22 protein-coding genes are annotated in these 26,773 nt (G+C 60.6%); 15 read left to right on the top strand and 7 right to left on the bottom strand.

The window, feature by feature from the left end:
- The first annotated feature begins 85 nt into the window (after positions 1-85).
- Both thiC and cytX read left to right on the top strand, forming a co-directional pair.
- The gene (thiC, locus tag ACA043_RS02470) at positions 86-1,975 is read left to right on the top strand and encodes a phosphomethylpyrimidine synthase ThiC (protein WP_187677911.1); all 1,890 of its coding nucleotides are present in this window, start codon (positions 86-88) and stop codon (positions 1,973-1,975) included.
- Between the two features lie 199 nt (positions 1,976-2,174).
- Positions 2,175-3,467 carry a putative hydroxymethylpyrimidine transporter CytX gene (cytX, locus tag ACA043_RS02475; RefSeq protein WP_497658555.1) on the top strand — a complete coding sequence of 431 codons (1,293 nt, stop codon included), beginning with the start codon at positions 2,175-2,177 and terminating at the stop codon, positions 3,465-3,467.
- On the opposite strand, the gene ACA043_RS02480 is transcribed toward cytX, so the two are convergent.
- The gene (locus ACA043_RS02480) at positions 3,436-4,182 is read right to left on the bottom strand and encodes an RsiV family protein (protein WP_497658556.1); all 747 of its coding nucleotides are present in this window, start codon (positions 4,180-4,182) and stop codon (positions 3,436-3,438) included. The genes cytX and ACA043_RS02480 overlap by 32 nt on opposite strands.
- A gap of 227 nt (positions 4,183-4,409) precedes the next feature.
- On the opposite strand from ACA043_RS02480, the gene ACA043_RS02485 reads away from it, so the two are divergent.
- The 9 genes from ACA043_RS02485 to ACA043_RS02525 all read left to right on the top strand — a co-directional run bounded on the left by ACA043_RS02485 (position 4,410) and on the right by ACA043_RS02525 (position 13,974).
- Positions 4,410-5,027, top strand: coding sequence for an NUDIX domain-containing protein (locus ACA043_RS02485; protein ID WP_187677908.1), 618 nt, complete (start codon positions 4,410-4,412; stop codon positions 5,025-5,027).
- Positions 5,018-5,470, top strand: a complete 453-nt coding sequence (locus ACA043_RS02490) for a DUF1249 domain-containing protein (RefSeq protein ID WP_187677907.1) — start codon at positions 5,018-5,020, stop codon at positions 5,468-5,470. The genes ACA043_RS02485 and ACA043_RS02490 overlap by 10 nt, the downstream gene beginning before the upstream one ends.
- A 99-nt stretch (positions 5,471-5,569) precedes the next feature.
- Positions 5,570-6,385: a 3',5'-cyclic-AMP phosphodiesterase gene (gene cpdA / locus ACA043_RS02495; protein ID WP_497658557.1), complete on the top strand. Its 816-nt coding sequence runs from the start codon at positions 5,570-5,572 to the stop codon at positions 6,383-6,385.
- A 352-nt stretch (positions 6,386-6,737) separates the two neighbouring features.
- Entirely contained in the window at positions 6,738-7,346 is a 609-nt protein-coding gene (locus ACA043_RS02500; RefSeq protein ID WP_489880364.1) for a YqiA/YcfP family alpha/beta fold hydrolase, read from the top strand.
- Between the two features lie 41 nt (positions 7,347-7,387).
- A complete protein-coding gene (parE, locus tag ACA043_RS02505) occupies positions 7,388-9,295 on the top strand; it encodes a DNA topoisomerase IV subunit B (protein ID WP_034151667.1) in 1,908 nt (635 codons plus the stop codon).
- Positions 9,295-10,284, top strand: coding sequence for an esterase-like activity of phytase family protein (locus ACA043_RS02510; RefSeq protein WP_497658558.1), 990 nt, complete (start codon positions 9,295-9,297; stop codon positions 10,282-10,284). Before parE ends, ACA043_RS02510 begins: the two co-directional genes overlap by 1 nt.
- On the top strand, positions 10,281-10,805 hold the full coding sequence (locus ACA043_RS02515) for a retropepsin-like aspartic protease family protein (RefSeq protein WP_103304644.1): 525 nt from the start codon (positions 10,281-10,283) through the stop codon (positions 10,803-10,805). The genes ACA043_RS02510 and ACA043_RS02515 overlap by 4 nt, the downstream gene beginning before the upstream one ends.
- A 7-nt stretch (positions 10,806-10,812) precedes the next feature.
- Positions 10,813-13,077, top strand: coding sequence for a DNA topoisomerase IV subunit A (gene parC / locus ACA043_RS02520; RefSeq protein WP_187677902.1), 2,265 nt, complete (start codon positions 10,813-10,815; stop codon positions 13,075-13,077).
- Between the two features lie 186 nt (positions 13,078-13,263).
- Positions 13,264-13,974 (top strand): PqiC family protein, encoded by a 711-nt coding sequence (locus ACA043_RS02525; RefSeq protein WP_187677901.1) that lies wholly within the window; start codon positions 13,264-13,266, stop codon positions 13,972-13,974.
- A 250-nt stretch (positions 13,975-14,224) separates the two neighbouring features.
- Here the strand turns inward: ACA043_RS02525 and ACA043_RS02530 are convergent, their stop codons facing one another.
- The gene (locus tag ACA043_RS02530; protein WP_497658559.1) at positions 14,225-15,730 is read right to left on the bottom strand and encodes an AhpA/YtjB family protein; all 1,506 of its coding nucleotides are present in this window, start codon (positions 15,728-15,730) and stop codon (positions 14,225-14,227) included.
- Between the two features lie 134 nt (positions 15,731-15,864).
- Between ACA043_RS02530 and serB the strand changes: the two genes are divergently transcribed.
- Positions 15,865-17,079 (top strand): phosphoserine phosphatase SerB, encoded by a 1,215-nt coding sequence (serB, locus tag ACA043_RS02535; protein WP_007967407.1) that lies wholly within the window; start codon positions 15,865-15,867, stop codon positions 17,077-17,079.
- Between the two features lie 104 nt (positions 17,080-17,183).
- Here serB and ACA043_RS02540 read toward each other — a convergent pair whose 3' ends face one another.
- The 4 genes from ACA043_RS02540 to ACA043_RS02555 form a co-directional block, all read right to left on the bottom strand.
- Entirely contained in the window at positions 17,184-18,938 is a 1,755-nt protein-coding gene (locus ACA043_RS02540; RefSeq protein WP_497658560.1) for a cyclic-di-GMP receptor FimW-related protein, read from the bottom strand.
- Positions 18,939-19,003: 65 nt separating this feature from the next.
- Positions 19,004-19,864 carry an archaetidylserine decarboxylase gene (gene asd, locus ACA043_RS02545; RefSeq protein ID WP_401271247.1) on the bottom strand — a complete coding sequence of 287 codons (861 nt, stop codon included), beginning with the start codon at positions 19,862-19,864 and terminating at the stop codon, positions 19,004-19,006.
- An 18-nt stretch (positions 19,865-19,882) separates the two neighbouring features.
- Positions 19,883-20,698, bottom strand: a complete 816-nt coding sequence (gene rhdA, locus ACA043_RS02550; RefSeq protein ID WP_497658561.1) for a thiosulfate sulfurtransferase — start codon at positions 20,696-20,698, stop codon at positions 19,883-19,885.
- A 42-nt stretch (positions 20,699-20,740) separates the two neighbouring features.
- Positions 20,741-22,279, bottom strand: coding sequence for an HDOD domain-containing protein (locus ACA043_RS02555; RefSeq protein ID WP_497658562.1), 1,539 nt, complete (start codon positions 22,277-22,279; stop codon positions 20,741-20,743).
- Positions 22,280-22,445: 166 nt separating this feature from the next.
- Between ACA043_RS02555 and motA the strand changes: the two genes are divergently transcribed.
- The 3 genes from motA to ACA043_RS02570 all read left to right on the top strand — a co-directional run bounded on the left by motA (position 22,446) and on the right by ACA043_RS02570 (position 25,592).
- Positions 22,446-23,297, top strand: a complete 852-nt coding sequence (motA, locus tag ACA043_RS02560; protein WP_497616209.1) for a flagellar motor stator protein MotA — start codon at positions 22,446-22,448, stop codon at positions 23,295-23,297.
- 3 nt (positions 23,298-23,300) lie between these two features.
- Positions 23,301-24,368: a flagellar motor protein MotB gene (motB, locus tag ACA043_RS02565; RefSeq protein WP_497658563.1), complete on the top strand. Its 1,068-nt coding sequence runs from the start codon at positions 23,301-23,303 to the stop codon at positions 24,366-24,368.
- Between the two features lie 90 nt (positions 24,369-24,458).
- Positions 24,459-25,592 (top strand): sterol desaturase family protein, encoded by a 1,134-nt coding sequence (locus ACA043_RS02570; protein WP_187677893.1) that lies wholly within the window; start codon positions 24,459-24,461, stop codon positions 25,590-25,592.
- A 65-nt stretch (positions 25,593-25,657) separates the two neighbouring features.
- Here ACA043_RS02570 and rsgA read toward each other — a convergent pair whose 3' ends face one another.
- A complete protein-coding gene (gene rsgA / locus ACA043_RS02575; protein ID WP_187677885.1) occupies positions 25,658-26,689 on the bottom strand; it encodes a small ribosomal subunit biogenesis GTPase RsgA in 1,032 nt (343 codons plus the stop codon).
- Between the last annotated feature and the right edge of the window lie 84 nt (positions 26,690-26,773).

Genomic DNA, 26,773 nt, shown 5'->3' on the forward strand with positions numbered 1-26,773 from the left:
TGCACAGCACCAGTCCTGGTGCGTCCGTGCCTTTCAGGTTCTGCTCCGACAATCCACTGCCTGGATGCTGTCTGGAGAGCCCGTGATGACTACAAAATCTAAAAACGCGATCAACCTGAGCGATTCGGCCAAGGTCGACGAACAATCGGTCAAGCCGTTCACCCGTTCGCAAAAAGTCTACGTTCAGGGTTCTCGCCCGGACATCCTCGTGCCGATGCGCGAAATCAGCCTCGACGTGACCCCGACCGACTTCGGCGGCGAGATCAACGCGCCGGTCGTCGTGTACGACACCTCAGGCCCGTACACCGATCCCAACGTCATCATCGACGTGCGCAAAGGCTTGGGCGATGTGCGCTCGGCGTGGATCGAATCCCGTGGTGATACCGAGCGCCTGCCTGGCTTGAGTTCCAATTTTGGCCAGGAACGCCTGGCTGACGCCGAGCTGACCAAGCTGCGTTTCGCCCACGTCAACAACCCGCGCCGCGCCAAGGCAGGGGCCAACGTCAGCCAAATGCACTATGCACGCAAGGGCATCATTACCGCCGAGATGGAATACGTCGCCATCCGCGAAAACATGAAGCTCGAAGTGGCTCGCGCCGCCGGGCTGCTGGACCAGCAACACGCCGGGCACAGCTTCGGCGCCAGCGTGCCGAAAATCATCACCCCTGAATTCGTCCGTGAAGAAATTGCCCGTGGCCGCGCGATCATTCCGGCCAACATCAACCACACCGAACTGGAACCGATGATCATCGGCCGTAACTTCCTGGTGAAGATCAACGGCAACATCGGCAACAGCGCACTGGGTTCGTCCATCGAAGAAGAAGTGGCGAAACTGACCTGGGGCATTCGCTGGGGTTCGGACACGGTCATGGACTTGTCCACCGGCAAACACATTCACGAAACCCGCGAGTGGATCATCCGCAACTCGCCAGTGCCGATCGGTACCGTGCCGATTTACCAAGCTCTGGAAAAAGTCGGCGGCGCTGCTGAAGACCTGACCTGGGAGCTGTTCCGCGACACGCTGATCGAGCAGGCGGAGCAGGGCGTCGACTACTTCACCATCCACGCTGGCGTGTTGTTGCGCTACGTGCCGCTGACCGCCAAACGCGTGACCGGTATTGTTTCCCGTGGCGGCTCGATCATGGCCAAGTGGTGTCTGGCGCACCACAAAGAAAACTTCCTCTACACCCACTTCGATGAAATCTGCGAAATCATGAAGGCCTACGACGTCAGCTTCTCGCTGGGCGATGGTCTGCGTCCGGGGTCGATTGCCGACGCCAACGACGAAGCGCAGTTCGGCGAACTGGAAACCCTCGGCGAGCTGACCAAAATCGCCTGGAAGCACGACGTGCAGTGCATGATCGAAGGCCCGGGCCACGTGCCGATGCAGTTGATCAAAGAGAACATGGACAAGCAGCTGGAGTGCTGCGACGAGGCGCCGTTCTACACCCTCGGCCCGCTGACCACTGACATCGCGCCGGGCTATGACCACATCACTTCCGGCATCGGTGCGGCGATGATCGGCTGGTTCGGTTGCGCCATGCTCTGCTACGTGACGCCGAAGGAACACCTGGGTCTGCCGAACAAGGATGACGTGAAGACCGGGATCATCACCTACAAGATCGCCGCTCACGCAGCGGATTTGGCCAAAGGGCACCCGGGCGCGCAGATCCGCGACAACGCCTTGAGCAAGGCGCGTTTCGAGTTCCGCTGGGAAGACCAGTTCAACCTCGGTCTGGACCCGGACACCGCCCGTTCGTATCACGATGAAACCCTGCCGAAGGACTCGGCCAAGGTCGCGCATTTCTGTTCGATGTGCGGGCCTAAATTCTGCTCGATGAAGATCACTCAGGAAGTCCGCGAATACGCGGCCAACCAGCGGATCGACGCGGTCGATGTGGACGTCGCCCAAGGCCTGGCGGAACAGGCCGAGCGGTTCAAGAAGGAAGGCAGTCAGCTGTACAAAAAAGTCTGATCCCTAGCTGGTCTTTTGTGGTGAGGGGATTTATCCCCGATGGGTTGCGAAGCAGCCCCAAAATCTGAGAATGCGGTACGTCTGAAAGACCCGGTTCTCAAAGTTGCGACTGCTGCGCAGTCGATCGGGGATAAATCCCCTCGCCACAAGAGGGCAGCTTGATCAACACAACAACAAATGTCCCCCTGAGATAACACCCTTGAGCATTCAACCCGGCACGTATTCCCCCGACCTCGCCATACCCGCCGACAGGCGTGTGTTCGGCGGTCGTGATCTGTTTTCCCTGTGGTTCTCTCTCGGTATCGGCCTGATGGTGCTACAGACCGGTGCGCTGCTGGCGCCGGGTCTGGGCCTGTCCGGTTCGCTGCTGGCGATTTTCCTCGGCACGCTGGTCGGCGTTTTACTGCTGGCCGCCGTCGGCGTGATCGGCAGCGACACCGGCCTGTCGTCGATGGCCGCGCTCAAACTCAGCCTCGGCAGCAGAGGCGCAAGCCTGCCGGCGCTGCTCAATCTGCTGCAACTGATCGGTTGGGGCTCCTTCGAAATCATCGTCATGCGAGACGCCGCCAGCCTCCTGGGCACGCGCGCGTTCAGCGAAGGTTCGCTGTGGTCGAACCCGGTGTTGTGGACGCTGTTCTTCGGCGCGCTGGCCACTTTGCTCGCTGTTAGCGGCCCGCTGACGTTCGTCCGGCAGATCCTGCGCAAATGGGGCATCTGGTTGCTGTTGGCGGCATGCCTCTGGCTGACCTGGAACCTTTTCGCCAAGGCTGATCTGGCTGCTCTGTGGGCGCGTGCCGGTGATGGTTCGATGCCATTTGCCGTGGGCTTCGACATTGCTATCGCGATGCCGCTGTCGTGGCTGCCGCTGATCGCCGACTATTCGCGATTTGGCAAACGGGCGAAGAATGTGTTCGGTGGTACTGCGGTCGGTTTCTTTATCGGCAACTTCTGGCTGATGAGCCTTGGCGTGGCATACACCCTGGCGTTCGCGCCGAGCGGTGAAGTCAATGCGCTGCTGCTGGCCCTGGCCGGTGCCGGTCTGGGTATTCCGCTGCTGCTGATTCTGCTCGACGAGTCGGAAAACGCTTTTGCCGATATACACTCGGCGGCGGTGTCCAGCGGGATTCTGTTGCGCCTGAAAGTCGAGCATCTGGCCTTGGCCATCGGCGTGATCTGCACGCTGATCGCACTGCTGGCGCCGTTGGCGCAGTACCAGAACTTCCTGCTGCTGATCGGTTCGGTGTTTGCGCCGCTGTTCGGCGTGGTGCTGGTGGATCACTTCATTCTGCGTAAACGCAGCGGTCAGGTCGCATCAGCCGCATTGCGCTGGCCGGCACTGTTGGCGTGGCTGGGTGGCGTCAGCACCTACCACTTGCTGGCGAATCTGTATCCGGACATCGGCGCAACCCTGCCGGCGCTGGTGCTGGCAGGGCTGCTGCAGTTTGTGCTCGGTCGTGCCTTCAGTTACGGCCGGGAAACAGCTCGGGCTTGAGAATGCCGTTCAGGCGCGGGTAAGGAATCTTCAGTTCGACGTGGCCCAGCGCGTAAGGCGCGATGGTGCTCACTTCGTACTTGAGGATCACCGCGCCGTAGGTCAGTGCCACGTTCGGGGTTTTCTTGAACGGCCAGCTCGAAACGAACTCCGCTTCCTGATCGAGCTTGGTGCTGATCAACCAGCTGTTATGCGCAACCTGCGCTGCCTTCCAGAATGCGTCTTCCTGACCCGGCATCAACATGTCGGACAGGTTCAGCACTTTGTGCTGCTGGCGCGAATAGTTGATGAAGCCACGACCCGGTGTGCCGTGGGCGCCGCCGGTGTCGAGGTAGCTCGACAATTCGATGATCACCAAGCCGTCATGCTGCTCGCGTACTTTCGCTTGCAGGTAGCTGCTGTTGCGCGGACCGGCATTGGCCAGAAACTGCTCGCGATAGGCCGCCAGCGTCGGCGCCACGGGTGCGTTCGCCTCGGTGCGGGTCATTTGCAGCAGGCGTTTTTCGATGATGCCATCCAGAGCAGGTTCTGCCGGGAAGCGCAGGGTGTCGATGTTCACCAGTGGGCAGTCAGGGGTGGAGCAGCCGGTTTTCAGCTGCTCCGACGCATCGCGGGTGGTTTCCAGCGGCGTACGGTAGTTGGGCTGGAACAGGCTCGCACACGCGCCCAGGGTCAGGGCGATGGCGGCCACGGAGGCAATTTTGAAAAGCGACATGGGCGTCCTTTCTGAAACAGGGGAAGGCAAAAAGTTACCGCTTCGACTCTCAACGAAGCAGTCAGTTCGCCACTAAGCTAATTAGAGTGGGTTTCGCCTCCACCGTCCATCCCGCTGACGGTAAAGGGGCTGCATCAATCGGTGCGGGCGCGTTAGGATGGCGCGAAGTCGAGGTTGCAAGTAACAAATAGGAACCTCGTAACGGATTTGCAGTAAAGAGGATGCTCATGACTGACTTTGCCAACGCCATTCCGACCGCCGTCGATATCGTGCGGCGTGAAAAATGCTACGAGGGTTTTTACAAACTCGACCGCGTGCACCTGCGCCATGAGTTGTTTGCTGGCGGCATGAGCCGCGAAATCAACCGCGAAGTGTTCGTGCGCCACGATGCCGTGTGCATGTTGCCTTACGATCCGCAGCGTGACGAAGTGGTACTGATCGAGCAGTTTCGCGTCGGCGCCATGGGCAAGGCTGACAATCCCTGGTTGGTCGAACTGGTCGCCGGTCTGATCGACAAGGACGAAGAACCGGAAGAAGTTGCTCACCGCGAGGCGCAGGAGGAAGCTGGGCTGGACATCAAGGCCCTGTGGCCGATGACCAAATATTTCCCGTCGCCGGGCGGCAGCAACGAGTTCGTGCATTTGTATCTGGGGCGTTGCAGCACGGATGGCGTCGGCGGCCTGCATGGGTTAGAGGAAGAGGCCGAAGACATCCGCGTCACGGTCTGGGCGTTCGAAGATGCCCTGCAAGCCGTACGTGACGGACGTATTGCCAACGCGGCGAGCATCATCGCTTTGCAGTGGCTGGCGCTGAACCGCGCCGAAGTGAGGGGGTTATGGTCGTAAACAAGTTGCGCGATCGTTATCGAGTCGACCTCGCGGGGCTGCAAGCCGCCTGCGAGGCCAACTACGCGCGCCTGATGCGACTGTTGCCGGACATGCGCAACGAACCCGAGGCGCGGCGCATCGCCGTGACCCAGGGCGAGCAGATGCTCGGCGTGCTGGCCCTCGAAGTGCTGCAAACCTGCCCGTACACCACCACGCTGCAAGTGCGTCAGGAACACAGCCTGCCATGGCTGCCGGTGCCGCAACTGGAGGTGCAGGTCTATCACGACGCGCGCATGGCTGAGGTGATCAGCGCCGAGCATGCACGACGCTTTCGCGGCATCTATCCTTACCCGAACGCCGCGATGCATCAGCCCGATGAAAAAGCTCAGCTCAATCTGTTCCTGGGGGAATGGCTGAGTCATTGTCTGGCGTTGGGGCACGAGTACGAAGTCGTACGCTAGTTGTGAACTGCGTCCGGTTCCTCGGTTTCCCCTTTCAGTGATCCCCCAGCATAATTGCGGCACTTGACCGATTCCGTGCTTTTGCCTTGGGAGAACGCCTTGCCGAGCGTATCCACGTTGACCACCGCCGATCCGGCGCTGCTGGTGCAGTTGTCCGACAGCCATCTGTTCGCTGAAGCGGACGGCACGTTGCTGGGTATGAATACTCGGGAGAGCCTGCAAAAGGTCATCGAGTTGGTGCTGGGGCAACAGCCGCAGATCGACCTGATGCTCGCCACGGGGGATCTTTCCCAGGACGGCACACTGGAGTCGTACCAGCAGTTTCGTGAGCTGACCACGCAGATCGATGCGCCGGCGCGCTGGATTCCCGGCAATCACGATGAGCCGCAGATCATGGCGGTGGCGGCAGTGCAGAGTGCGCTGCTGGAGTCGGTGGTCGATGTCGGCAACTGGCGCGTGACCTTGCTCGACTCGGCTGTGCCAGGTTCAGTGCCGGGATATCTTCAAGACGATCAATTGCAGTTGCTGGCCCGCTCGTTGAGCGAAGCGCCCGAGCGCCATCATCTGGTGTGCTTCCATCATCATCCGGTGTCGATTGGTTGCCCGTGGATGGAGCCGATTGGCCTGCGCAATCCCGAGGCGTTTTTCGAAGTGCTGGATCGTTTTCCACAGGCGCGGGCGGTGTTGTGGGGGCATGTGCATCAGGAGATCGACCGCGAGCGCAATGGCGTGCGGTTGTTGGCATCGCCGTCGACCTGCATTCAGTTCGAACCGGGCAGTGAGGACTTCAAGGTCGGCGAACAGGCGCCGGGGTATCGCTGGTTGCGACTTTTGCCGGATGGGCGGCTGGAAACTGGGGTTGAGCGCGTTACCGGTTTTGCTTTTACCGTTGATTACGGGTCTGACGGTTACTGATTGCCAATCAAAAGCCCCTCACCCCAGCCCTCTCCCGGAGGGAGAGGGGGCCGACCGAGGTGTCTGGCGTCATACGCCGACGTGAAATACCGAGTCGATTATGAATTCGCTGAAGCTTGAATATCCCTCATTCAGCCCCTCGCTCTCAGAAAGAGAGGGACTGACCGAGGTGTCTGGCGTTATCCATCGACCTGAGCGATTGTGTCGATTGTGGATTCGGCGAAGCTCTTTCAGGTCGGCGTACTTCTGAAATATCCCCCATTCGGTCCCCTCTCCCTCCGGGAGAGGGCTAGGGTGAGGGGCTTTCTCCCTGTAAACTCCGCTATCTTTCGCCGACACTCAGGGAGCTCAAATGTCTGGTTCGATCCTCTATATCCACGGTTTCAACAGCGCCCCGGCCTCGAAAAAGGCCTGTCAGCTGGTCGCGGTGATGGAGCGGCTGGGCTTGAGCGATCAACTGCGTGTTCCCGCCCTGCATCACCATCCGCGCGAAGCCATCGGTCAGTTGGAGCAAGCGATTGCCGAACTGGGTCGGCCGCTGCTGGTGGGAAGCTCACTCGGCGGCTACTATGCGACTCACTTGGCCGAGCGCCATGGCCTCAAAGCCCTGCTGGTCAACCCGGCCGTCAGTCCGCACCGGATGTTCGACGGTTACCTGGGGACGCAGAAAAACCTGTACACCGATGAAACCTGGGAATTGACCCACGACCACGTAACGGCCCTGGCCGAACTGGAAGTGCCGGCGCCCCAGGATGCGCTGCGCTATCAGGTATGGTTGCAGACTGGCGATGAAACACTGGATTATCGCCTCGCCCAGCAGTATTACCGCGCCTGTGCCTTGCGCATTCAGGCTGGCGGTGATCACAGTTTTCAAGGTTTTGCCGGGCAATTGCCGGCGTTGCTGAGTTTTGCCGGCATTGGCGCCGATGTGTATCAGGCAATCGATTTCACCGCACTGTGATGTCTTGCCCCTATTTCATGAATGACTGACGACGAGACCCTATGGCCACTCCCAGCGCTAGCTCTTATAACGCCGACGCCATCGAAGTCCTCTCGGGCCTCGACCCGGTGCGCAAACGCCCCGGCATGTACACCGACACCAGTCGGCCAAACCACCTCGCCCAGGAAGTCATCGACAACAGCGTCGACGAAGCCCTGGCCGGTCACGCCAGATCGGTGCAGGTCATCCTGCACGCCGACCACTCGCTGGAAGTCAGCGACGACGGCCGTGGTATGCCGGTCGACATCCACCCGGAAGAGGGCGTGTCGGGCGTCGAACTGATCCTCACCAAGCTCCATGCGGGTGGCAAGTTTTCCAACAAGAACTACCAGTTCTCCGGCGGTCTGCACGGGGTAGGTATTTCCGTGGTCAATGCCTTGTCTACCGAAGTCCGGGTGCGTGTAAAACGTGACGGCAACGAATACCAGATGACCTTCAACGACGGCTTCAAGGCCTCGGAGCTGGAAATCGTCGGCACGGTCGGCAAGCGCAACACCGGCACCAGCGTGTACTTCGCGCCGGATCCGAAGTATTTCGATTCACCGAAATTCTCCATCAGCCGCCTCAAACACGTGCTCAAGGCCAAGGCTGTGCTGTGCCCGGGGCTGCTGGTCAGCTTCGAAGACAAAGGCACTGGCGAGAAAGTCGAGTGGCATTACGAAGACGGCTTGCGTTCCTATCTGGTCGACGCAGTCAGTGAGTTCGAACGTCTGCCAGATGAACCGTTCTGCGGCGCTTTCGCCGGTAATAAAGAAGCGGTCGACTGGGCGCTGCTGTGGCTGCCGGAAGGTGGCGACGCGGTGCAGGAAAGCTACGTCAACCTGATTCCGACGGCTCAGGGTGGTACCCACGTCAACGGCTTGCGTCAGGGTTTGCTGGATGCGATGCGCGAGTTCTGCGAATTCCGCAGCCTGCTGCCACGTGGCGTGAAGCTGGCGCCGGAAGACGTCTGGGAACGCATCGCCTTCGTCCTGTCGATGAAGATGCAGGAGCCGCAATTCTCCGGTCAGACCAAAGAGCGCCTGTCGTCCCGGGAAGCGGCGGCGTTCGTTTCCGGCGTGGTCAAGGATGCTTTCAGCCTGTGGCTCAACGCCAACCCGGAAACCGGTCTGGCGCTGGCGGAACTGGCGATCAACAACGCCGGCCGTCGTCTCAAGGCGAGCAAGAAAGTCGAGCGCAAGCGCGTCACTCAGGGGCCGGCACTGCCGGGCAAACTGGCCGACTGCGCCGGGCAGGACCCGATGCGCTCCGAGCTGTTCCTGGTCGAAGGTGATTCCGCCGGCGGTTCCGCCAAGCAAGCGCGGGACAAAGAGTTCCAGGCGATCCTGCCGTTGCGCGGCAAGATCCTCAATACCTGGGAAGTCGACGGCAGCGAAGTGCTCGCCAGCCAGGAAGTGCACAACATTGCCGTGGCTATCGGTGTCGATCCGGGCGCGGCAGACATGAGCCAACTGCGCTACGGCAAGATCTGCATCCTCGCCGACGCCGACTCCGACGGTCTGCACATCGCCACGCTGCTCTGCGCTTTGTTCGTCCAGCATTTCCGCCCGCTGGTGGATGCCGGCCACGTCTATGTCGCAATGCCGCCGCTGTACCGCATCGACCTTGGCAAAGAGATCTACTACGCCCTCGACGAAGCCGAACGCGACGGGATTCTTGACCGTCTGGTGGCCGAGAAGAAGCGCGGCAAGCCGCAGGTCACCCGATTCAAAGGTCTGGGTGAAATGAACCCACCGCAGTTGCGTGAAACCACCATGGACCCGAACACCCGGCGTCTGGTGCAACTGACGCTGGGCGAAGATTTCGCCGAAACCTCGGAAATGATGGACATGCTGCTGGCGAAGAAGCGCGCCGGTGACCGCAAGACCTGGCTCGAATCCAAAGGCAACCTCGCCGAGGTGCTGGCCTGATGCGGTTTGGCTGGGCCTTGGCGGGTGTGTTGCTGCTGAGTTCGATGACCGTGTTGGCAGAGCCTGCACCGGAACTGCGGGTGCTGTCCGAGCATCCGGTCGACGGCATGCGCGGCGGCAACCTGTCGGGGCTGGCCTTGTGCGGCACCGAACTGTGGACGGTGTCGGATCGCGATGACGATCAGATCTACCGGCTCAACACTGCTGATCAGGTCTGGCAGGCCGAAACCGTGCACATTGATGTGCCGAAAGTACCCGACAGCGGCTTGCCCTGGGGCCTGAGTTCGCGCACATGGGCGGCATCGTTCATCCGTGGCGGCGATCTGGATTTCGAAGGCATCAGCTGCGACAGCGCTGGCAATCGCTATATCGTCAGCGAAGCCCATGCCGCCGTTTTGCAGGTGCCAGTCAGCGGCCCGGCCAACTGGCTGAAGATCTCGCCGATGTTGGTTCGCGAAGCGCGGGCCAGCGGCATGCTCCTGCATTTCAATGCGATTTTGGAAGGCCTGGCGATCAACCCGGCAGGCGATCAGATGTGGCTGGCCGCCGAACGACAAAGCCGTGGCCTGCTGAAGATCAAGCGCCAGCAGACGGTGTGGGATTGCGACGGTCGCTGCGTGCTGCTCAGTGAGGGCGGCAAGGAGATGCAGCCGTCGCAGTTCCCCAGGGCCAAAGCGGTTCATCGGGACTTTTCCGACCTTTCGTTGTTCAACGGCAAACTGTTTACCCTGGAACGCAACGCTTTCCAGATTTGTCGCCGTGATACGCAGACAGCCAAGGTCGAGCGTTGCTGGTCGTATGCCGCCGAACTGCTGCAGGCAAATCGCCGTTACGCGCAGAACTACGGGCTGGAAGAGGCGCTGATCGTTGACGCTGAAGGTGCGTGGATCGGCGTCGACAACAATTTTGGTCCGCGTGCCGACGGTGAAGTCCGGCCGGTCATCTGGCGCTTCGCTGCCCCTGAAGGTGGCTGGAGCGACAAGCCATGAGCCAGCAACCACCGGGTAAACGCGCCGGTCGGGTGCTGATGATTCTGGCGTGGTGTGCTGCACTTTTTCTGGCCACACGGTTTTTCGGCCAGTGGGAACAACGCCAGCAGAATCCGAACGTCGTCGTGAGTTCGGAGCAGGGCGAAGGCTTTATTGAAGTGAAGCTGGCGAGCAATGCCCAAGGGCATTTTGTCGCCAGCGGCCAGATCAACGGGGAGCCGGTGGAGTTCATGCTCGACACCGGCGCGACCGATGTGGCGATCCCGGCGGATCTGGCCAAACGCTTGAAGCTGGAAGAAGGTTTCGGAGTGACCCTGAGCACGGCCAATGGCCTGAGCCAGGGCTATCGGACAAAAATTGCCCGCCTGCAACTGGGCGACATCGTGCTGCGGGATGTTCGCGCACTGGTGGCGCCGGGGCTGCATGGTGATCAGGTGCTGCTCGGCATGAGCGCCCTGAACAAACTTGAATTTACTCAGCGCGGTGGCACCATGCTGCTGCGCCAGACAACGAACCGATGAGGCCTGCATGAGCAACCCCCTTGATCTCAGCCTGGACGGTGTAGAACGCCGATCGTTGGCCGACTTCACCGAAAGTGCCTACCTCAACTACTCCATGTACGTGATCATGGACCGTGCTCTGCCGCATATCGGCGACGGCCTGAAACCGGTACAGCGGCGTATCGTCTACGCCATGAGCGAGCTGGGGCTGGACGCCGATTCCAAGCACAAGAAATCGGCGCGTACCGTCGGTGACGTGCTCGGCAAATTCCACCCGCACGGCGATTCGGCGTGCTACGAAGCGATGGTGCTGATGGCCCAGCCGTTCAGCTATCGCTACACGCTGGTCGACGGCCAGGGTAATTGGGGTGCGCCGGATGATCCCAAGTCCTTCGCCGCCATGCGTTACACCGAAGCGCGGCTGTCGCGTTATTCCGAAGTGCTGCTCAGCGAACTGGGCCAGGGCACTGCAGATTGGGGCCCTAACTTCGACGGCACCCTGCAGGAGCCGCTGGTATTGCCGGCGCGCTTGCCGAACATCCTGCTCAACGGCACCACCGGTATCGCCGTGGGCATGGCCACCGACGTACCGCCGCACAACCTGCGCGAAGTCGCGACTGCGTGCGTGCGCCTGCTCGATGAGCCGAAAGCCACGGTCGAGCAACTCTGCGAACACATTCAGGGCCCGGACTACCCGACCGAAGCGGAAATCATCACGCCGCGCGCCGACCTGCTGAAAATGTACGAAACCGGCAAGGGCTCGGTGCGCATGCGCGCCGTGTACCACGTCGAGGACGGCGACATCATCGTCACCGCGCTGCCGCATCAGGTCTCCGGAGCCAAAGTGCTGGAGCAGATTGCCGCGCTGATGCAGGCAAAACCGTCGAAAGCCCCGCAGATCGCTGACCTGCGTGACGAATCCGACCACGAAAACCCGTGCCGCATCGTTATCATCCCGGTCAACAGCCGCGTCGATCACGAAGCGCTGATGCAGCACCTGTTCGCCAGTACCGAGCTGGAGTCGACCTACCGGGTCAACGTCAACATCATCGGGCTGGACGGCAAACCGCAGCTGAAAAACCTGCGCGCGTTGCTCGTCGAATGGCTGGAGTTCCGGGTGCTGACCGTGCGTCGCCGCCTGCAATTCCGCCTCGACAAGGTCGAGCGTCGCCTGCACCTGTTGGACGGTTTGTTGATCGCCTACCTCAACCTGGATGAAGTGATCCACATCATCCGTACCGAGGAACACCCGAAAGCCAAACTGATCGAGCGTTTCGCTCTCAGCGAGATCCAGGCCGACTACATTCTCGACACCCGTCTGCGTCAATTGGCGCGACTGGAAGAAATGAAGCTGCGCGACGAGCAGGACGAACTGCTCAAGGAACAAGCCAAGCTGCAAGCCCTGCTGGGCAGCGAAGCCAAGCTGAAGAAACTGGTGCGCACCGAGTTGATCAAGGACGCCGAAACCTATGGCGACGACCGTCGCTCGCCAATCGTCGAGCGCGCCGAAGCCAAAGCGTTGACCGAGCACGATCTGCTGCCAAACGAGAAAGTGACTGTCGTACTGTCGGAAAAAGGCTGGATCCGTTCGGCCAAGGGCCACGATATCGACGCCACCGGCCTGTCGTACAAGGCCGGCGACGGCTTCAAGACCTCGGCAGCGGGGCGCTCGAACCAGTTTGCGGTGTTTATCGACTCCACCGGCCGCAGCTATTCGGTGGCCGCGCACACCTTGCCATCGGCCCGTGGCCAAGGTGAACCGTTGACTGGCCGTCTGACGCCGCCACCGGGAGCATCGTTCGAATGCGTGCTGATGCCGGAAGACGACGCGCTTTACGTGATCGCCTCTGACGCCGGTTACGGTTTCGTGGTCAAGGGTGAGGACCTGCAAGCCAAGAACAAGGCCGGTAAAGCCCTGTTGAGCCTGCCAAACAACGCCAAGGTGATCGCACCGCGTCCGGTGGCCGATCGTGAGCAGAACTGGTTGGCCTCGGTCACGACCGAAGGTCGCCTGCTGATCTTCAAAATCAGCGATCTGCCACAATTAGGTAAGGGCAAAGGCAACAAGATCATCGGTATTTCCGGTGAACGTGTGGCCAGTCGCGAAGAATATGTCACGGACATCGCTGTGCTTCCGGAAGGCGCGACCTTGGTGTTGCAGGCCGGAAAACGGACTCTGTCGCTGAAAGCCGACGACCTCGAACACTACAAAGGTGAGCGTGGACGTCGCGGCAATAAACTGCCAAGGGGCTTCCAGCGAGTGGATGCGCTGCTCGTCGAAAACCTCAATTAGGTGATAACACGCCCCCTAGAGCGCTCGATCTACGATTTAACGCGTAGATCGACGCTTTGGCGCTGGAGTCGGAACGCATATTCACGGATGATATGGCCTTTCAAGCGCCGGCGTGGCTGAGCGTTCTTCATATTTATTGAGTATTTTCACTGTGGTCAGCCTTGTGGCGGCCACCTGGACGGGATGATGACTGCTCTGCGCCCCCTTATTTTCCTGCTCGCCGGCGTTTTGGGCCTGGCGGGTTGCAGCGTTCACCAGCCGGTGTCGCTGTATCAACTGGACAGCGGAAGTCCGGTTCAGCCTGCGCAAAGCGCCGGCATGGCGGTTTTGTTGGGCCCGGTTGTGCTGGCCGATTACCTGCAACGTGAAACTCTGCTGCAACGTCAACCGGATGGCAGCCTGCAGGCGGCGACCGATGGTCGTTGGGCTGGCAGCCTTTCGTCGGATATCGATCAGTTGTTGCTGCGTCAGGTTGCCGGTCATCTGGATAGCCAGCGTGTCGTGCTGGCACCGGCGACTCAGGGCTTCACCCCGGACGTGCAGGTATTGATGACCATCACGCGTCTGGACTCCGGCGAGAAGCAACCGGCGATTCTCGATGCGCAATGGCGCCTGATCGACCGTCGTGGCCAGGTGCGCGATAACCGCATCATCCACCTGCAAGAGCTGCACGCCGGCAGTACGGCATCGCAGGTGCAGGCGCAGGGGATATTGTTGCAGCGTCTGTCCGAGCAGCTGTCGGTGGCGCTCAAGCCGTTGGCTAATCAGCCACCAGTGGCTGAAGCTCCGCGCAAAGCAGCGCCGAAACCGGCAGCGCCGGCGGCGGAAGCCGAGAAGCAGCCGAAGATTCCGATGGCATCGCCGATTCGGACTGATATGGAAGTGTTCCGCTTCTGAGTCTGTTTGAGTCAGGACAGAGCCCGCCTTGTGCGGGCTTTGTTGTGTCTGGGGGCTGGAAATCCTTACCGTCAGTGCGGGCCTCTTCGCGAGCAAGCTCGCTACCACAGGTATTGCAGGTGTTCACAAGATCTGTGGCAGCCACCGTCCACTGTGGGAGCGAGCTTGCTCGCCAAAGGGCCGTTACAGGCAACAAAAAAGCCCGCAGACAATCCCTTGTCTGCGGGCTTCTGTGCATCTGGGCTAAGGCTTACGCCCGACGCTCATGCATCCGCGCCAGTTGCCGTTCCAGCATCGATGGATAAGGCTCCATCAACCGCTCCACGCAGCACGCCCCCTCAGGGCTGGCAATCGGCCGGATACGCGCACGCTGACGGATCAGCGCATCATCGCTGATCTTGCGCTCCACCAGCAGCAGGTTGCGACTGTGCTGCGACAGGGCCAGTGCATCCTGGGCCGAATCGGTCAGCAGCAAATCAATCTGGCTCAGACCGAACAACTCATCGCCAAGGGTCAGGCCCAGCTGCAATTGCAGGGTGATGCCGCTGTCGGCGACTTCGATCTGCAACTGATGGCCCAGAGCCCGTAACAACTCGCCGCAGCAAATCGCGTTGGTCAGGTAGTCGTCGCCACTGTCTTCGGTGTGGAACAGCATCAGCGTGCTGCCATCGTTCAGGGTTTCGATTTCGCCCTGATACAGCGAGGCGGCCTGATCGAGGCAGTCGCGATAGCGCTCCTGCAACTCTTCCAGACGCGCACGTGGCAGACGACGCAGTTGCTCCTGAGAACCCAGTTGAACCGCCAGCACCGCCGTGTGTTGCGGCACGCTCGGGGTGGCTTTGCGAATCTGCGGTTGTGCGGCAGCGTTCAAGGACTCGTCGCGCAGATCGGCGAACGCGTCATCGTCATCATCGTCTTCGACGGTGCTGACCAAGTGGCGTGGTGCAGGCTTCTGCGCGGCCATCGGACGGGTTTCGTCAAAGCTCGGGTCACGCAGATTACGCACCTCGAACTCGGTCTCGTCTTCCTCGTCTTCGAACTCGGGTTCCGGCTCAGGCGCGGGCTCCGGCGCATAGTTGGCGTGCAACTGACGGGCGAGATCGCCGATTTCGTCCTGGCGCTCCATGCCCGGCGTGTGTTCGTCAATCCGGCGCAGCCATACACGCAATTGCAGCAGCGGGGTCGACAGGTAGCGGCCCATGCGCAAGCTCAAGGCCAGCGATAGCGCCAACAGAATCGCACTCAAAATGCCCATGCTTTGCAGGCTGATGGTCATCGGCTGCTGGAACTGATCCATGTCCAGACTGATGCGCAGTTGCCCGGCGGTCACGTCCTGGAAAGTGATCTTGCTCTCGTACATGCCCTCGGCTTCGCCCAACAGGCTGTGCTTGGGGCGCTGACCGGATTCGGCGAGGATGCGGTTATCCACGCTATAGATTGCCGCGTGGGCCACCAGTTTGTTCTTGGTCAGGTTATTGAGCAGCACGTTGAGGCTGAGGATGTCGTTGGACACCAACAGCTCCGTGGCGGAAGTGGCCGTTTGCGTGGTCAGGCTTTCGCCCAGCGCATCGGCCTGCTCGTGCATGGCCTGCTTGAACTGCAAGCCCATCACGCAGGCATAAATCACCAGCGCCAGAGCGACGAGGATCACGTTATGGCTGGCAATGCGCAATGCAATCGGTACACGGCGGTGGCGCAGTGCACGGAAGATCAGCAGGAAGAAGTTATCGGTTTTAACTGGCGTGGGCCGGTTCACTGAGCTCGGCTCTTTTGTCCGTGAAGTTGACGCGCAGTATAGCGACAGGCCCTAGACCGGCAAAGCGCTCGCGGTGCCCGATGGTCACTGAAAGTGGGTAGAATGCGGTTTTTTTCCAGTTGCGGGGGTGCGCGTTGCGCGAAATCGTCCTGATTAACATCACGGGAGTCGACCGTCCGGGTCTGACTGCGGCCATTACCGGCGTTCTGGCACAAGGTGGTGTGAACATTCTCGACATCGGGCAAGCGGTGATCCACGACACCCTGTCGTTCGGCATCCTTGTTGAAATTCCCGATTCCGAGCAAGGCAAAGCCGTGCTCAAGGACATCCTGTTCAAGGGCTACGAGCTCGACCAACAGGTGCGCTTCACCCCGGTCTCCGAAGAGGATTACCAGCAATGGGTGGGCAATCAGGGCAAGAAGCGCCATATCGTCACCCTGTTGACTCGCAAAGTGACCGCCGGGCAATTGCAGGCTGTCAGTTCGATTACTGCCAAATATGGTCTGAACATCGACCATATCGACCGTCTGTCGGGTCGTATGCCGCTGGACACCCCGGCGGACAAGGGCAAGGGCTGTATCGAGTTCTCCGTGCGTGGCGAGGCTGCTGATCCGCAGGCGCTGCGTGCAGAATTCCTGAGCGTGGCGCAGGAGCTGAACGTCGACATCGCGTTCCAGGAAGATTCACTTTTCCGCCGCAACCGTCGTCTGGCGGTGTTTGACATGGACTCGACGCTGATCGAAGCCGAAGTCATCGACGAACTGGCGAAGGCTGCCGGTGTTGGCGAGCAAGTGTCGGCGATCACCGAGCGGGCGATGGCCGGCGAACTGGATTTCCGCGCCAGCTTCAAAGAGCGCCTGGCGTTGCTTAAAGGCCTGGACGTCAGCGTGCTGGACTCGATCGGCGCTTCGCTGCGCCTGACGGAGGGTGCAGAAACCCTGTTCGCCGAACTCAAGCGTCTGGGCTACAAGACCGCGATCCTGTCCGGCGGCTTCACCTATTTCGCCAAGCAATTGCAGGCCAAACTCGGCATTGACTACGTGTTCGCCAACGAGCTGGAAGTCGTCGACGGCAAGTGCACCGGCGTGGCGATCGAGCCGATCGTCGATGCGCAGCGCAAGGCTGACCTGTTGAAAGAGTTGGCACACAAGGAAGGTTTGCGTCTGGAGCAGACCATCGCGGTCGGCGACGGTGCGAATGACCTGCCGATGCTGGCGATTGCCGGTTTGGGTGTGGCGTTCCGCGCCAAGCCATTGGTCAAGCAGTCGGCGAAGCAGGCGATCTCGACTTTGGGTCTGGATGGTGTCCTGTATCTGCTGGGTTTCCGCGATCGCGACGGGCAGCTCTAAGATCTCGATAAGCTGATCTGGCCTCTGCGCGAGCAAGCTCGCTCCCACATTTGAAATGCATTCCAATGTGGGAGCGAGCTTGCTCGCGAAGGGCGCAACTGGGTCTAAAGCGACTTCCACAACGAATCAAAATCCTCCTCGCTCCCGCCATTCTGCGCGGCCTCCAGCGAGCGATAGGCAAACTGATTGAAACTATGCGTACTCGCCACCCGCCGATCCAGTCCGGCGCGGTGCTCGTCTCCATGGGTATTGATCAGCACTTTACTGCCTTCCTGAAAAGGCAATCGTGGCGCCAGCAAGGTTGCCGGCAAGTCGATCGCGCTGATCTGCGGCAACAGCAATCCGCGCAGATAGTGACTGTGGTCGTCCCGCGTGCGCACCAGCTGCAGGCCGCACGGCTGCGCATGCGGTGCCACCAGCTCAATGCCCATCTGTGTGCCACCGCCACGCACCTGACGAATCCAGCGAATCACCGCAATGCTCCAGCCCAGACTTTCGCTGTCCTGAATCCCGAGCATTTCCCCGGCCTGTAATTCGGCGGGCACCTCTGCAGGCCAGCCCAGGCAATAACCGCCGGGGCTGTGATTGATCACCGGCAGCGCGTAAGTGGGGTAGTGCGGTGTGTTGTCGGTGCTGCTTTCGTCTTCGATCAGATGGTCGTACTGGATTTCTTCGTATGGCAGAAACTCATCCGCCTTGCTCTGCGGCGCGGCGTCGAATGCCTGGCTCCAACTGTCTTTTTCGCCCTTGGCGACGACGCTGCTGAAGTTCGCCGCGGTGGCGCCGGGGTGCTTGAGCAGTTCGCTGAAACTGCGTTCGCCGCCGAGGTAAAAGTGCAGGGCGCTCATGCCCACGCACACGGTCAGGCTGCCTTGGCCAACGGTGCGCTGAAAGCTGCGTTCGGCGGCCTGACCCCAGGTCGCGTGCAAGTGTTGCAGAGTGTCGAAGCTGAGCCCCGCCGGGACAGGCAGCGGCGTCGAAGTGTCCTGACGCTGCAGATGCGCTTCGATGGCATTGACCAGTGGCTGCGGATCGAATCCGAGCAATCCGGCTTTTTGCTCGCTGCGGAACATGTTGCGATAACGCGGGCCGGCGTCGATTTCGGCGCTGATCGCAAACAAGCCATCGTCCGGACTGCCGGGATGCAGTTTGAGCAAGGTACTCCACGGTTCAAGGACTTCCGCGAGTCGAGCGATCTGGTTCTGCCGCAGTTGATTGCAACGTGCGCAGCCCAATAACAGGGTGGCGATGTACGTCTGTTCCAGGCTCAGCTCGGTAGTCAGGCTGGCGAGATCGTCACGTACCCGACGTTGTTGCAGCTGCAATTCACAGCCGATGCGATACAGCTGATGCAGTTCGAACCACACGTGTTCCGGCGGTGAACTGTACAACTGCGTGGCGCGCAACAACTGGCTCTTGAGTGCGTGTGCCGTCCGTTGCAGGGCCTGGCTGACCAGCGCCGCGCGATCCTTGCTGTACTTGGGTGCGATACGCAACACGATCTGTTTGTAGCCGATGGCCAGATGACTTTGCAGCGCCTGGCACAGGTTGCTGACCTTGCGCGAACGCTCGTCGAGCATGATCGCCTGATGCAGAAAGTGCCGCTCCAGATGCTGGCAGACGAAATACACCTCTGGCCGCATCAGCTCCAAGAGTTGCAGGCGATTATCGCTGGGGGTGAGCAACTGGTTGAGTTCGCCCAGGCCTTGGTACAACTGGCGGGCGGTTTCGCCGATGTTCGCCTTGGGCAGGCCGGCGATCCAGCGTTTGAGGTCACGCGGGGTGGCTTCGCAGAACGACAGACGCGTTTGCGTTGGAGTGGGAGCGCGTAGCTGCGGAGGGGCGATGGTCTGGCTCATGCCAAAAACCATAGCAGTAAATGCTGCAATCTGCGGGAGCCGAAGTGGCTCCCGCAGCACGGGCATCAGGCTTTTGGCAGTGCCAGACCCTGGCCCATCTGCACTGGCGAACCCGCCACCAGTTCTTCAGCCCACTTCACTTGATCCGGGCCAAACAGCACGATCGCGGTGGAACCCAGCTTGAAGCGGCCCAGTTCGGCGCCTTTTTCCAGATGGATCGGCGCGCGAGCGGCTTCGTCGTAGCGGAAGGTTTTCAGCTCACGCTTCGGCGGCGTGACCAGACCGGCCCACACGGTTTCGATCGAAGCGACGATCATTGCGCCCACGAGAACAACGGCCATCGGCCCACGCTCGGTGTCGAAGATGCAAGCCACACGCTCGTTGCGGGCGAACAGCTCCGGGACGTTTTCGGCTGTGGTCTGGTTGACCGAGAAGATCCGGCCCGGGATGTAGACCATTTCACGCAGGGTGCCGGCCAGTGGCATGTGGACGCGGTGGTAGTCCTTCGGCGACAGGTAAATAGTCGCAAAGTCGCCGCCCATGAACGGCGCAGCATTGGCTGCGTCACCGCCAAGCAGTTCCAGCACGCTGAAGCTGTGACCCTTGGCCTGGAACACGCGACCGTGTTCGATCGGGCCGAGTTGGCTGACCGCGCCGTCGGCCGGGCTGAGGATCGCGCCCGGGGTTTCGTCCAGCGGGCGCGCGCCATCTTTCAGGGCGCGGGTGAAGAAGGCGTTGAAGTGCTCGTAAGCGGTCACGTCTTCAACCAGCGCTTGCGACATGTCGACTTGATAGCGCTTGGCGAACCAAGTGGTGAAGGCATTCTTGAACCAGCGCACGCGGCACTCGGCAATGCAGCCGGCCAGGCGCGACAGCAGGTGGTGAGGCAGCAGGTACTGGCTGAGGATAAACAGACGCTCTTTCATGGGTTGTCCTTAAAAACCTTAAATCTCGACGGGCGTGTCAGGGTGGTTGCCCCATTCGCCCCAGGAACCGGCGTAGCCCTTGACCCGCGGATAACCGAGGGATTTGGCCACCAGATAAGTGAAGCCCGACCGGTGATGGGTCTGGCAGTGGGTAATGATTTCTTTGTCCTTGGTGATCCCCAGGTCTTCGAGGATCTGTGGCATGTCCGTGCGGATGCGCAGGTTACGCGCCTTGTCCATGCCCGCGGTCCATTCGAAATTGACCGCGCCGGGAATATGGCCGCCCTTGGCCGCCAGCACTTTCTCGCCGGAATATTCCAGCGGCCCGCGCGCATCCCAGATCGCCAGATCCGCGGCGCCGAGACGGCTTTGCAAGTATTCGCGCGTAGCGGTCGGTTCATCTTGCAGGGTCAGCGATACCGGGCCACCAACAGCCCGTGGCACCTGGATCGACATCGGCATGCCATCCGCCAGCCACGCCGGAAGACCGCCATCGACGTAGTGATATTTGTCGTGACCGATCACGTCGAGCAACCAGATGAACCGCCCGGCCCAGCCGCCGCCCTCGTCGTCGTAAACCACGTAGACCGCGTCTTTGCGATGGCCGAGTTCACCGAACAACGCTTCCAGATCGGCCTTCGCCGGCAGCAGTCCCGGTGCCGGCGGTTGGCCGAGCTGGGTGCGTTTGGGGTCGACATACCGCGCGCCGGGAAGATGACCTTCGGCATAGCGGGCGGGGCTGGTCAGGTCCACCAGAATCAGTTCGCTGGACTCGAGCCGAGGGAGCAGGTCGCTCGGTTCGATAACGAGCGGCAAGCCAGAGAAGTCAGACATGTGAAGTCTCCAGAGCACAAAGGGGGGGATTGTAGCGCAGCCTCATCGGCCACGGCTGCTAAAGCTGTGCAGGGCTTTTTCGATGCACTGCGCGGTTTTACCGAAGGCTTGCACGGTGATGTCGGCGAATGGCCCGCCGCCCTGATCAGCCACAACGATCATGATCACCCGGCCATTGTTGACCAGTGATCGCAGGAACAGATGCTCGCCACGGAACAGCGTGCGCAGGCTCGGCGGCAGCAGCGCGGAGAATTGCGTGTTGTTCTCCGGGTTGATCCGCACCTGAGCTTGTTGTGCGAGCAGCCGTTGCAGAACTTTGCTCTGGCTGACAACAAAGTTCAGCGCAGAGGCTTCTTTGGGCAGGCCGAAAATTTGATTCACACGCAGATTGGATTGCGTGCGATCGGCCATCAGAATCATCACCCGGCGCATGCCACTGGCGACCAGCGCGTCGCGGGCGGCGACGGTCAGGCTCATGGCATTGGTGAAACGGCTCGGCTCGGCCAGCAATTCGGCGCACTGCCGGCGCCATTGAGTCAGATCTTCGGCATTCGGTGCGGCAGCAGGCAACATCCCGGCCGGCAGGCGAAGGGTGCCCCACGGCCACAGCAGCGAAACCGCCGGGTGCCACAAGTCACGCATCGCATGCTGGCGCGCACTGTTGGCGGCTTGCTGGTGCAACTGTTGTTGCACCTCGTCCATCGAAATCTGTAGATAAAGGCTGGTCAGATACTGCCAGCGCTCACTGTGCGGACTGTCCCATGCCTGTTGCGCCGACAGCGCCAGACCGTTGGCCAGCAGTACGGTATTGGCGGGTTGATTGAGCCAGCGCCGCAGTGTTGGGTCGTCATCGAGACGATTTTGCTGACGCAACGGATGTTCGCTGTCACGGGCAATGCGCAACACTTTGACCAATTCGCGTTGCTCGCTGAGCAGCAACTTATAGCCCTGCTGCACCCAGATCGGCAGGTGCCAGGCTTGCACCAGCGCCTCGGCGATTTTAAGCAGGCGCACGCCAAACAATTGCTGCTCGACGGTGCGCGCCGATTCGCCCTTGTGGATAACCCGCAGTTCCCACTCTTCAAGCAATTGTGGATAGGTCAGTGCCAGCGGCCACAGCGGCGACAGAAACAGCAGGCTGCCCCAATGAATGTCCTGCCACAGCCGCGCCAGGCGACTGGCAAAAAAACCGTTGGCCTGTTGCGTGGCGTGCTGGCTGATCATTTGCAGTTGGCGCAAGGCCTTGGGGATTTGCATCTGCGGTTGAGCAGGCAGGCGCGCCAGCAGTTCTTCGGTGCGGGCCAGACCCAGACGGTTGATCGCAACTTCAAGATTTTCGGCCGGTGTGGCCATGGTGCCGTGGGTGTGACGATTTGCCTCACGGATGATGCTCAAGGCCAGGGCGGGGCTGTCCTGCATCAGGTCGGCGATGTCTCGCAGCGAGCTGCGATTGTCACGGATCGCCCGGCAAACCTTGTCGTGAGACTCTTGCGGCACGGGCAGGCGCACGCTATCGAGCAGCTTGACCCAGCCGTCGAGGGTGGTCGGTTTTGCGTGTGGGACGTTCGTTTCATTAGCCATGTCTGGACGAGATCTTCACTGACTGTAGACGCGCCCGGCATGGGCTAAATTGGCTTTTCGCCTGAACTGGCTATAGTCTGGCGCAGTTTTGCCGATAAGTAGAAGAAGAGATTTTTTAACTTCCGAATATGACCTTGAACCCGACTTAAATAAGTACTTTCTACCTATGGCTAAAATTATCGGCATCATCGTCGTATTCGCGAGCGTGCTCGGCGGATACGTGCTCTCCCACGGCAAGATTGCCGCCCTGGTCCAGCCCTTCGAGGTGTTGATCATCGGTGGTGCGGCGCTGGGTGCATTCCTCCAGGCCAACCCCGGCTACATGACGATGCACGTGCTCAAGAAATCCCTGAGCATGTTCGGTTCGCGTTTCAGCCACACTTTTTATCTGGAAGTGCTCGGCCTGATCTACGAGATCCTCAACAAGAGCCGCCGCGAAGGCATGATGGCCATCGAAGGCGACATCGAAGACGCCGCCGCGAGCCCGATCTTCGCCAAGTACCCGGCGGTACTTAAAGACGAGCGCATGACCGCGTTCATCTGTGATTACCTGCGCATCATGTCCTCCGGCAACATGGCTCCGCACGAGCTGGAAGGCCTGTTCGACATGGAGCTGTACAGCCTTAAAGAAGACCTTGAGCACCCATCCCACGCGGTGAACGGTATTGCCGACGCCATGCCGGGTTTCGGTATCGTCGCGGCAGTACTGGGTATCGTGGTGACCATGGCGTCCTTGGGTGAAGGCGATCAGAAGTCCATCGGTCTGCACGTAGGTGCGGCACTGGTGGGTACCTTCTTCGGTATTCTCGCGGCCTATGGTTTCTTCGGTCCGCTGGCAACCTCTTTGGCCCACGATGCCAAAGAAGAGCTGAACGTCTACGAAGCCATCAAAGCCTCGCTGGTGGCTTCGGCTTCCGGCATGCCGCCATCGCTGGCGGTGGAGTTTGGTCGCAAGGTTCTGTACCCGGCCCACCGTCCAAGCTTTGCCGAGCTGGAACAAGCCGTTCGCGGTCGCTAAGTCATGGAAAATAATCAGCCGATTATCATCAAGCGCGTCAAGCGCATAGCCGGCGGGCATCACGGCGGGGCGTGGAAAATCGCCTTCGCCGACTTCGCCACGGCGATGATGGCGTTCTTCCTGGTGTTGTGGCTGCTGTCCACCGCAACGCCTGAGCAGAAGATCGCCATCGCCGGCTATTTCAAAGACCCGGTCGGCTTCTCCGAAAGCGGCACGCCGTACATCATCGATCTGGGCGGTACGCCTACCCTGGCGCCGGAAAACACTCTTAACCCTGAAGTGAAATCCCAGCCGCAACCGGACAAAGTCACGGTCGATGCCGAGCAAGTCGAAGGCATGGCCGAGATGGTCGAGAAGGAACGCCTGGAACTGCTCCTGCAAGAATTGCAGAACAAGGTCGACGAGAACCCGCAACTGCAGAAGTTCAAGGACCAGATCCTCTTCGAGATTACGCCGAACGGCTTGCGCATCCAGATCATGGACGCTGAGAACCGGCCGATGTTCGACTCGGGTTCTGCACGTTTGAAGCCGTACTTCGAAGACATCCTGCTGGCCATGGCCGACACCATCAAAGCGGTGCCGAACAAGATCAGCATCAGCGGTCACACCGATGCCAAGCCTTATATCGGCAGCGGCGATTACGGCAACTGGGAGCTTTCGGCCAACCGTGCCAACGCCGCCCGCCGTGCATTGATTGCCGGTAGCTATCCGGATGCGCAAGTGGCGCGGGTTGTGGGTTACGCCTCGTCGGCACTGTTCGACCGGGAAAACCCGTTCAACCCGGTCAACCGTCGCATCGACATCGTGGTGCTGACCAAGAAGGCCCAGGCAGCCATCGAAGGCGCGCAGGGCGCCGATCCGGCGAAACCGGCTGAGCAAGGACCGAGCGGTGCTGCTCCGGCAACACCGGTCGATCCGAACGCGCTGCCGGCAGATCAGCAACCGGTGCCTGCGCACGAGTTGCGCGAGCGCCTGAACCTGTTCGACGACGCGGCACCCAAACCGGCCCAGCCGGGAAGTGCGCCGCCAGCGCCACCGGCCACTGCACCGGCCACCGCGCCGAAGCAGTGACCTACAAAAAGCCACGGTTACCGTGGCTTTTTTGTATCTGCCTGCGTCGCATTGACCAGTCGCAGTTTTCGCAATCACGGAAGATCAGTTATGGAAAGACTCAAAGCCTATTTTCAGCGGCACGGCAACGCACCTTTCAAGTTTGGTGAAGGGCGGGTCAGTGGCTATATCTCGGCCACGCTCGGGCTGTTGAGCCTGCTGGCGGTGTTCTGCTTCCTGTTCCCTGAATGGCTGACCACCGCTGAACTGCGCAAGGTCTACGACGAGCAATTCGCCCGCACCACACTGTTGCTCGGGCTGGTGCTGTCGTTCAGCCTCGGCACCCTGAATATCCTGCTCAACAAACGCAAACGTCTGGGGATCACCGGGCTGGTCGCTTCAGGCCTGGCGGTATTTCTCGGTGGCACCAATGTGCAAGTCAGCGAAATCGGGCAGACCCCATACTCGCTGGGGTTGGACTGGTTTGTCCTGGCGCTGCTGGTGTCGGCCATCGTGTTTATTCCGCTGGAAAAGCTCTATTCCAAAGACCCCGAGCAAAACATCCTGCGGCCTCACTGGCGCACCGACCTGACCTACTTTTTCGTCAGCCACATGCTGGTGCAGTTCATCCTGATCTTCATCACCGCCTCGTCGAGTTACATCGCCGGTTGGGCAGTGTCGCCGGGCTTTCAGGCCAGCGTGCAAAGCCTGCCGCTGGTGGTGCAGTTCCTGCTCGCGGTGCTGGTGGCGGATCTCGGTCAGTATTGGCTGCATCGGCTGTACCACGTGGTGCCTTTTCTCTGGCGCCTTCACGCCGTGCATCACTCCAGCACACACATGGACTGGCTCGCCGGTTCGCGCGTGCACTTCATCGAAATCCTGCTGACCCGCACCGGCGTACTGGTACCGCTGATGCTGCTGGGCTTCGCGCCGCAGGCGTTGAATGCCTACGTGATTCTGGTCGGTGTCCAGGCCGTACTGGCTCACGCCAACGTGCGAATCAATGGCGGCTGGCTGAATTACCTGATCGTCCTGCCGCGTTACCACCACTGGCACCACGCGCGGCACAAGGACTATATCTACAAGAACTACGCGATTCACACGCCGTTGGTGGACATGCTGTTCGGCACCTTCAAGCTGCCGCCGAAAGAGTGGCCGGTGCGTTATGGCGTGTTTGGCAAGGAATTGCCGGGCGGGATTGTGCAGCAGCATCTTTATGCGTTTAAGAAGCCTGAGCCGAAGTAAGGCCTGGCGGATATGAAAAGCCCCGAATCGTCGGGGCTTTTTTTCGTCTTTGGTTTGCCGGGTGGTCAGTAACCGTTTTCCGGCAAGCTGGCGATGATCGAGCGGTAGCTGTTCATTCGTTGCTGCTGCACGCGGCCATCTTCAAGGGCCTTGAGCAGTGCGCAACCCGGTTCGCGATCATGCTTGCAGTCGCGGAAGCGGCAGGTGCCGAGCAGGTCATTGAACTCGATGAAACCGGCTTCGACGTCGGCGCGGCTGACGTGGCCGAGGCCGAATTCGCGGATGCCCGGGGAGTCGATCAGTTCGCCGCCGCCCGGGAAGTGGAACAGCCGTGCGGTGGTCGTGGTGTGCGTGCCCTGACCGGACAGTTCGGACAACGGCCCGACGCGGGTTTCCACCTCAGGCAGCAGGCTGTTGACCAGCGACGACTTGCCGACACCGGACTGGCCAACGAACACGCTGATGCGTCCGTCGAGCTGCTGTTGCAGCTGTTCCATGCCATTGCCGTGGTGCGCCGAGACTTCCAGCACCGGATAACCCAGCGTGCGGTAAACGGCCAGCAGGGCGTTGAGTGCCGGGGCGTTCTGCTCGTCGATCAGATCGAATTTGTTCAGCAGCAACAGCGGACGGATGCCTGCGTGTTCGGCGGCTACGAGGTAGCGGTCGATCAGGTTGGCGTGCGGCTCTGGCAGCGGGGCGAAGACGATGACGATCATGTCGACGTTGGCGGCCACTGGCTTGAGCTGACCACGACTGTCCGGGCGGCACAGTTCGGTGGTGCGCGGCAATTGCGCGACGATCACACCGATACCCTGGTTGCCGGCACGCCAGACTACCTGGTCGCCGGTCACCAGCGCTGGCAGGTTGGCGCGCAAGTGGCAACGGAACACTTGGCCGGCGAGTTCGCCGTCCTTGGCCTCGACCTCGACCTGCACACCGAAGTGGGCAATCACCAGGCCGTGTTGCTCAGGGCCAAGGTCGCCGCCCTCCAATGCTTCGACAGCAGAGGACTCGCGTTTGGCGGCGCGTGCGGCGCGCTCGCCTTGAATCTTTTCGATGCGCCAGTTTTGACGACGATTGAGTTGGCGTTTGGCCATGGGTGTTCCGTCTGAAGAATGCAGCGATTAGGTAAAACGGCCGCGAGTTTAGCACGCCCGGCCACCGGCCTAGGCTAAACTGCG

The organism is Pseudomonas sp. LBUM1648 (assembly GCF_059716145.1).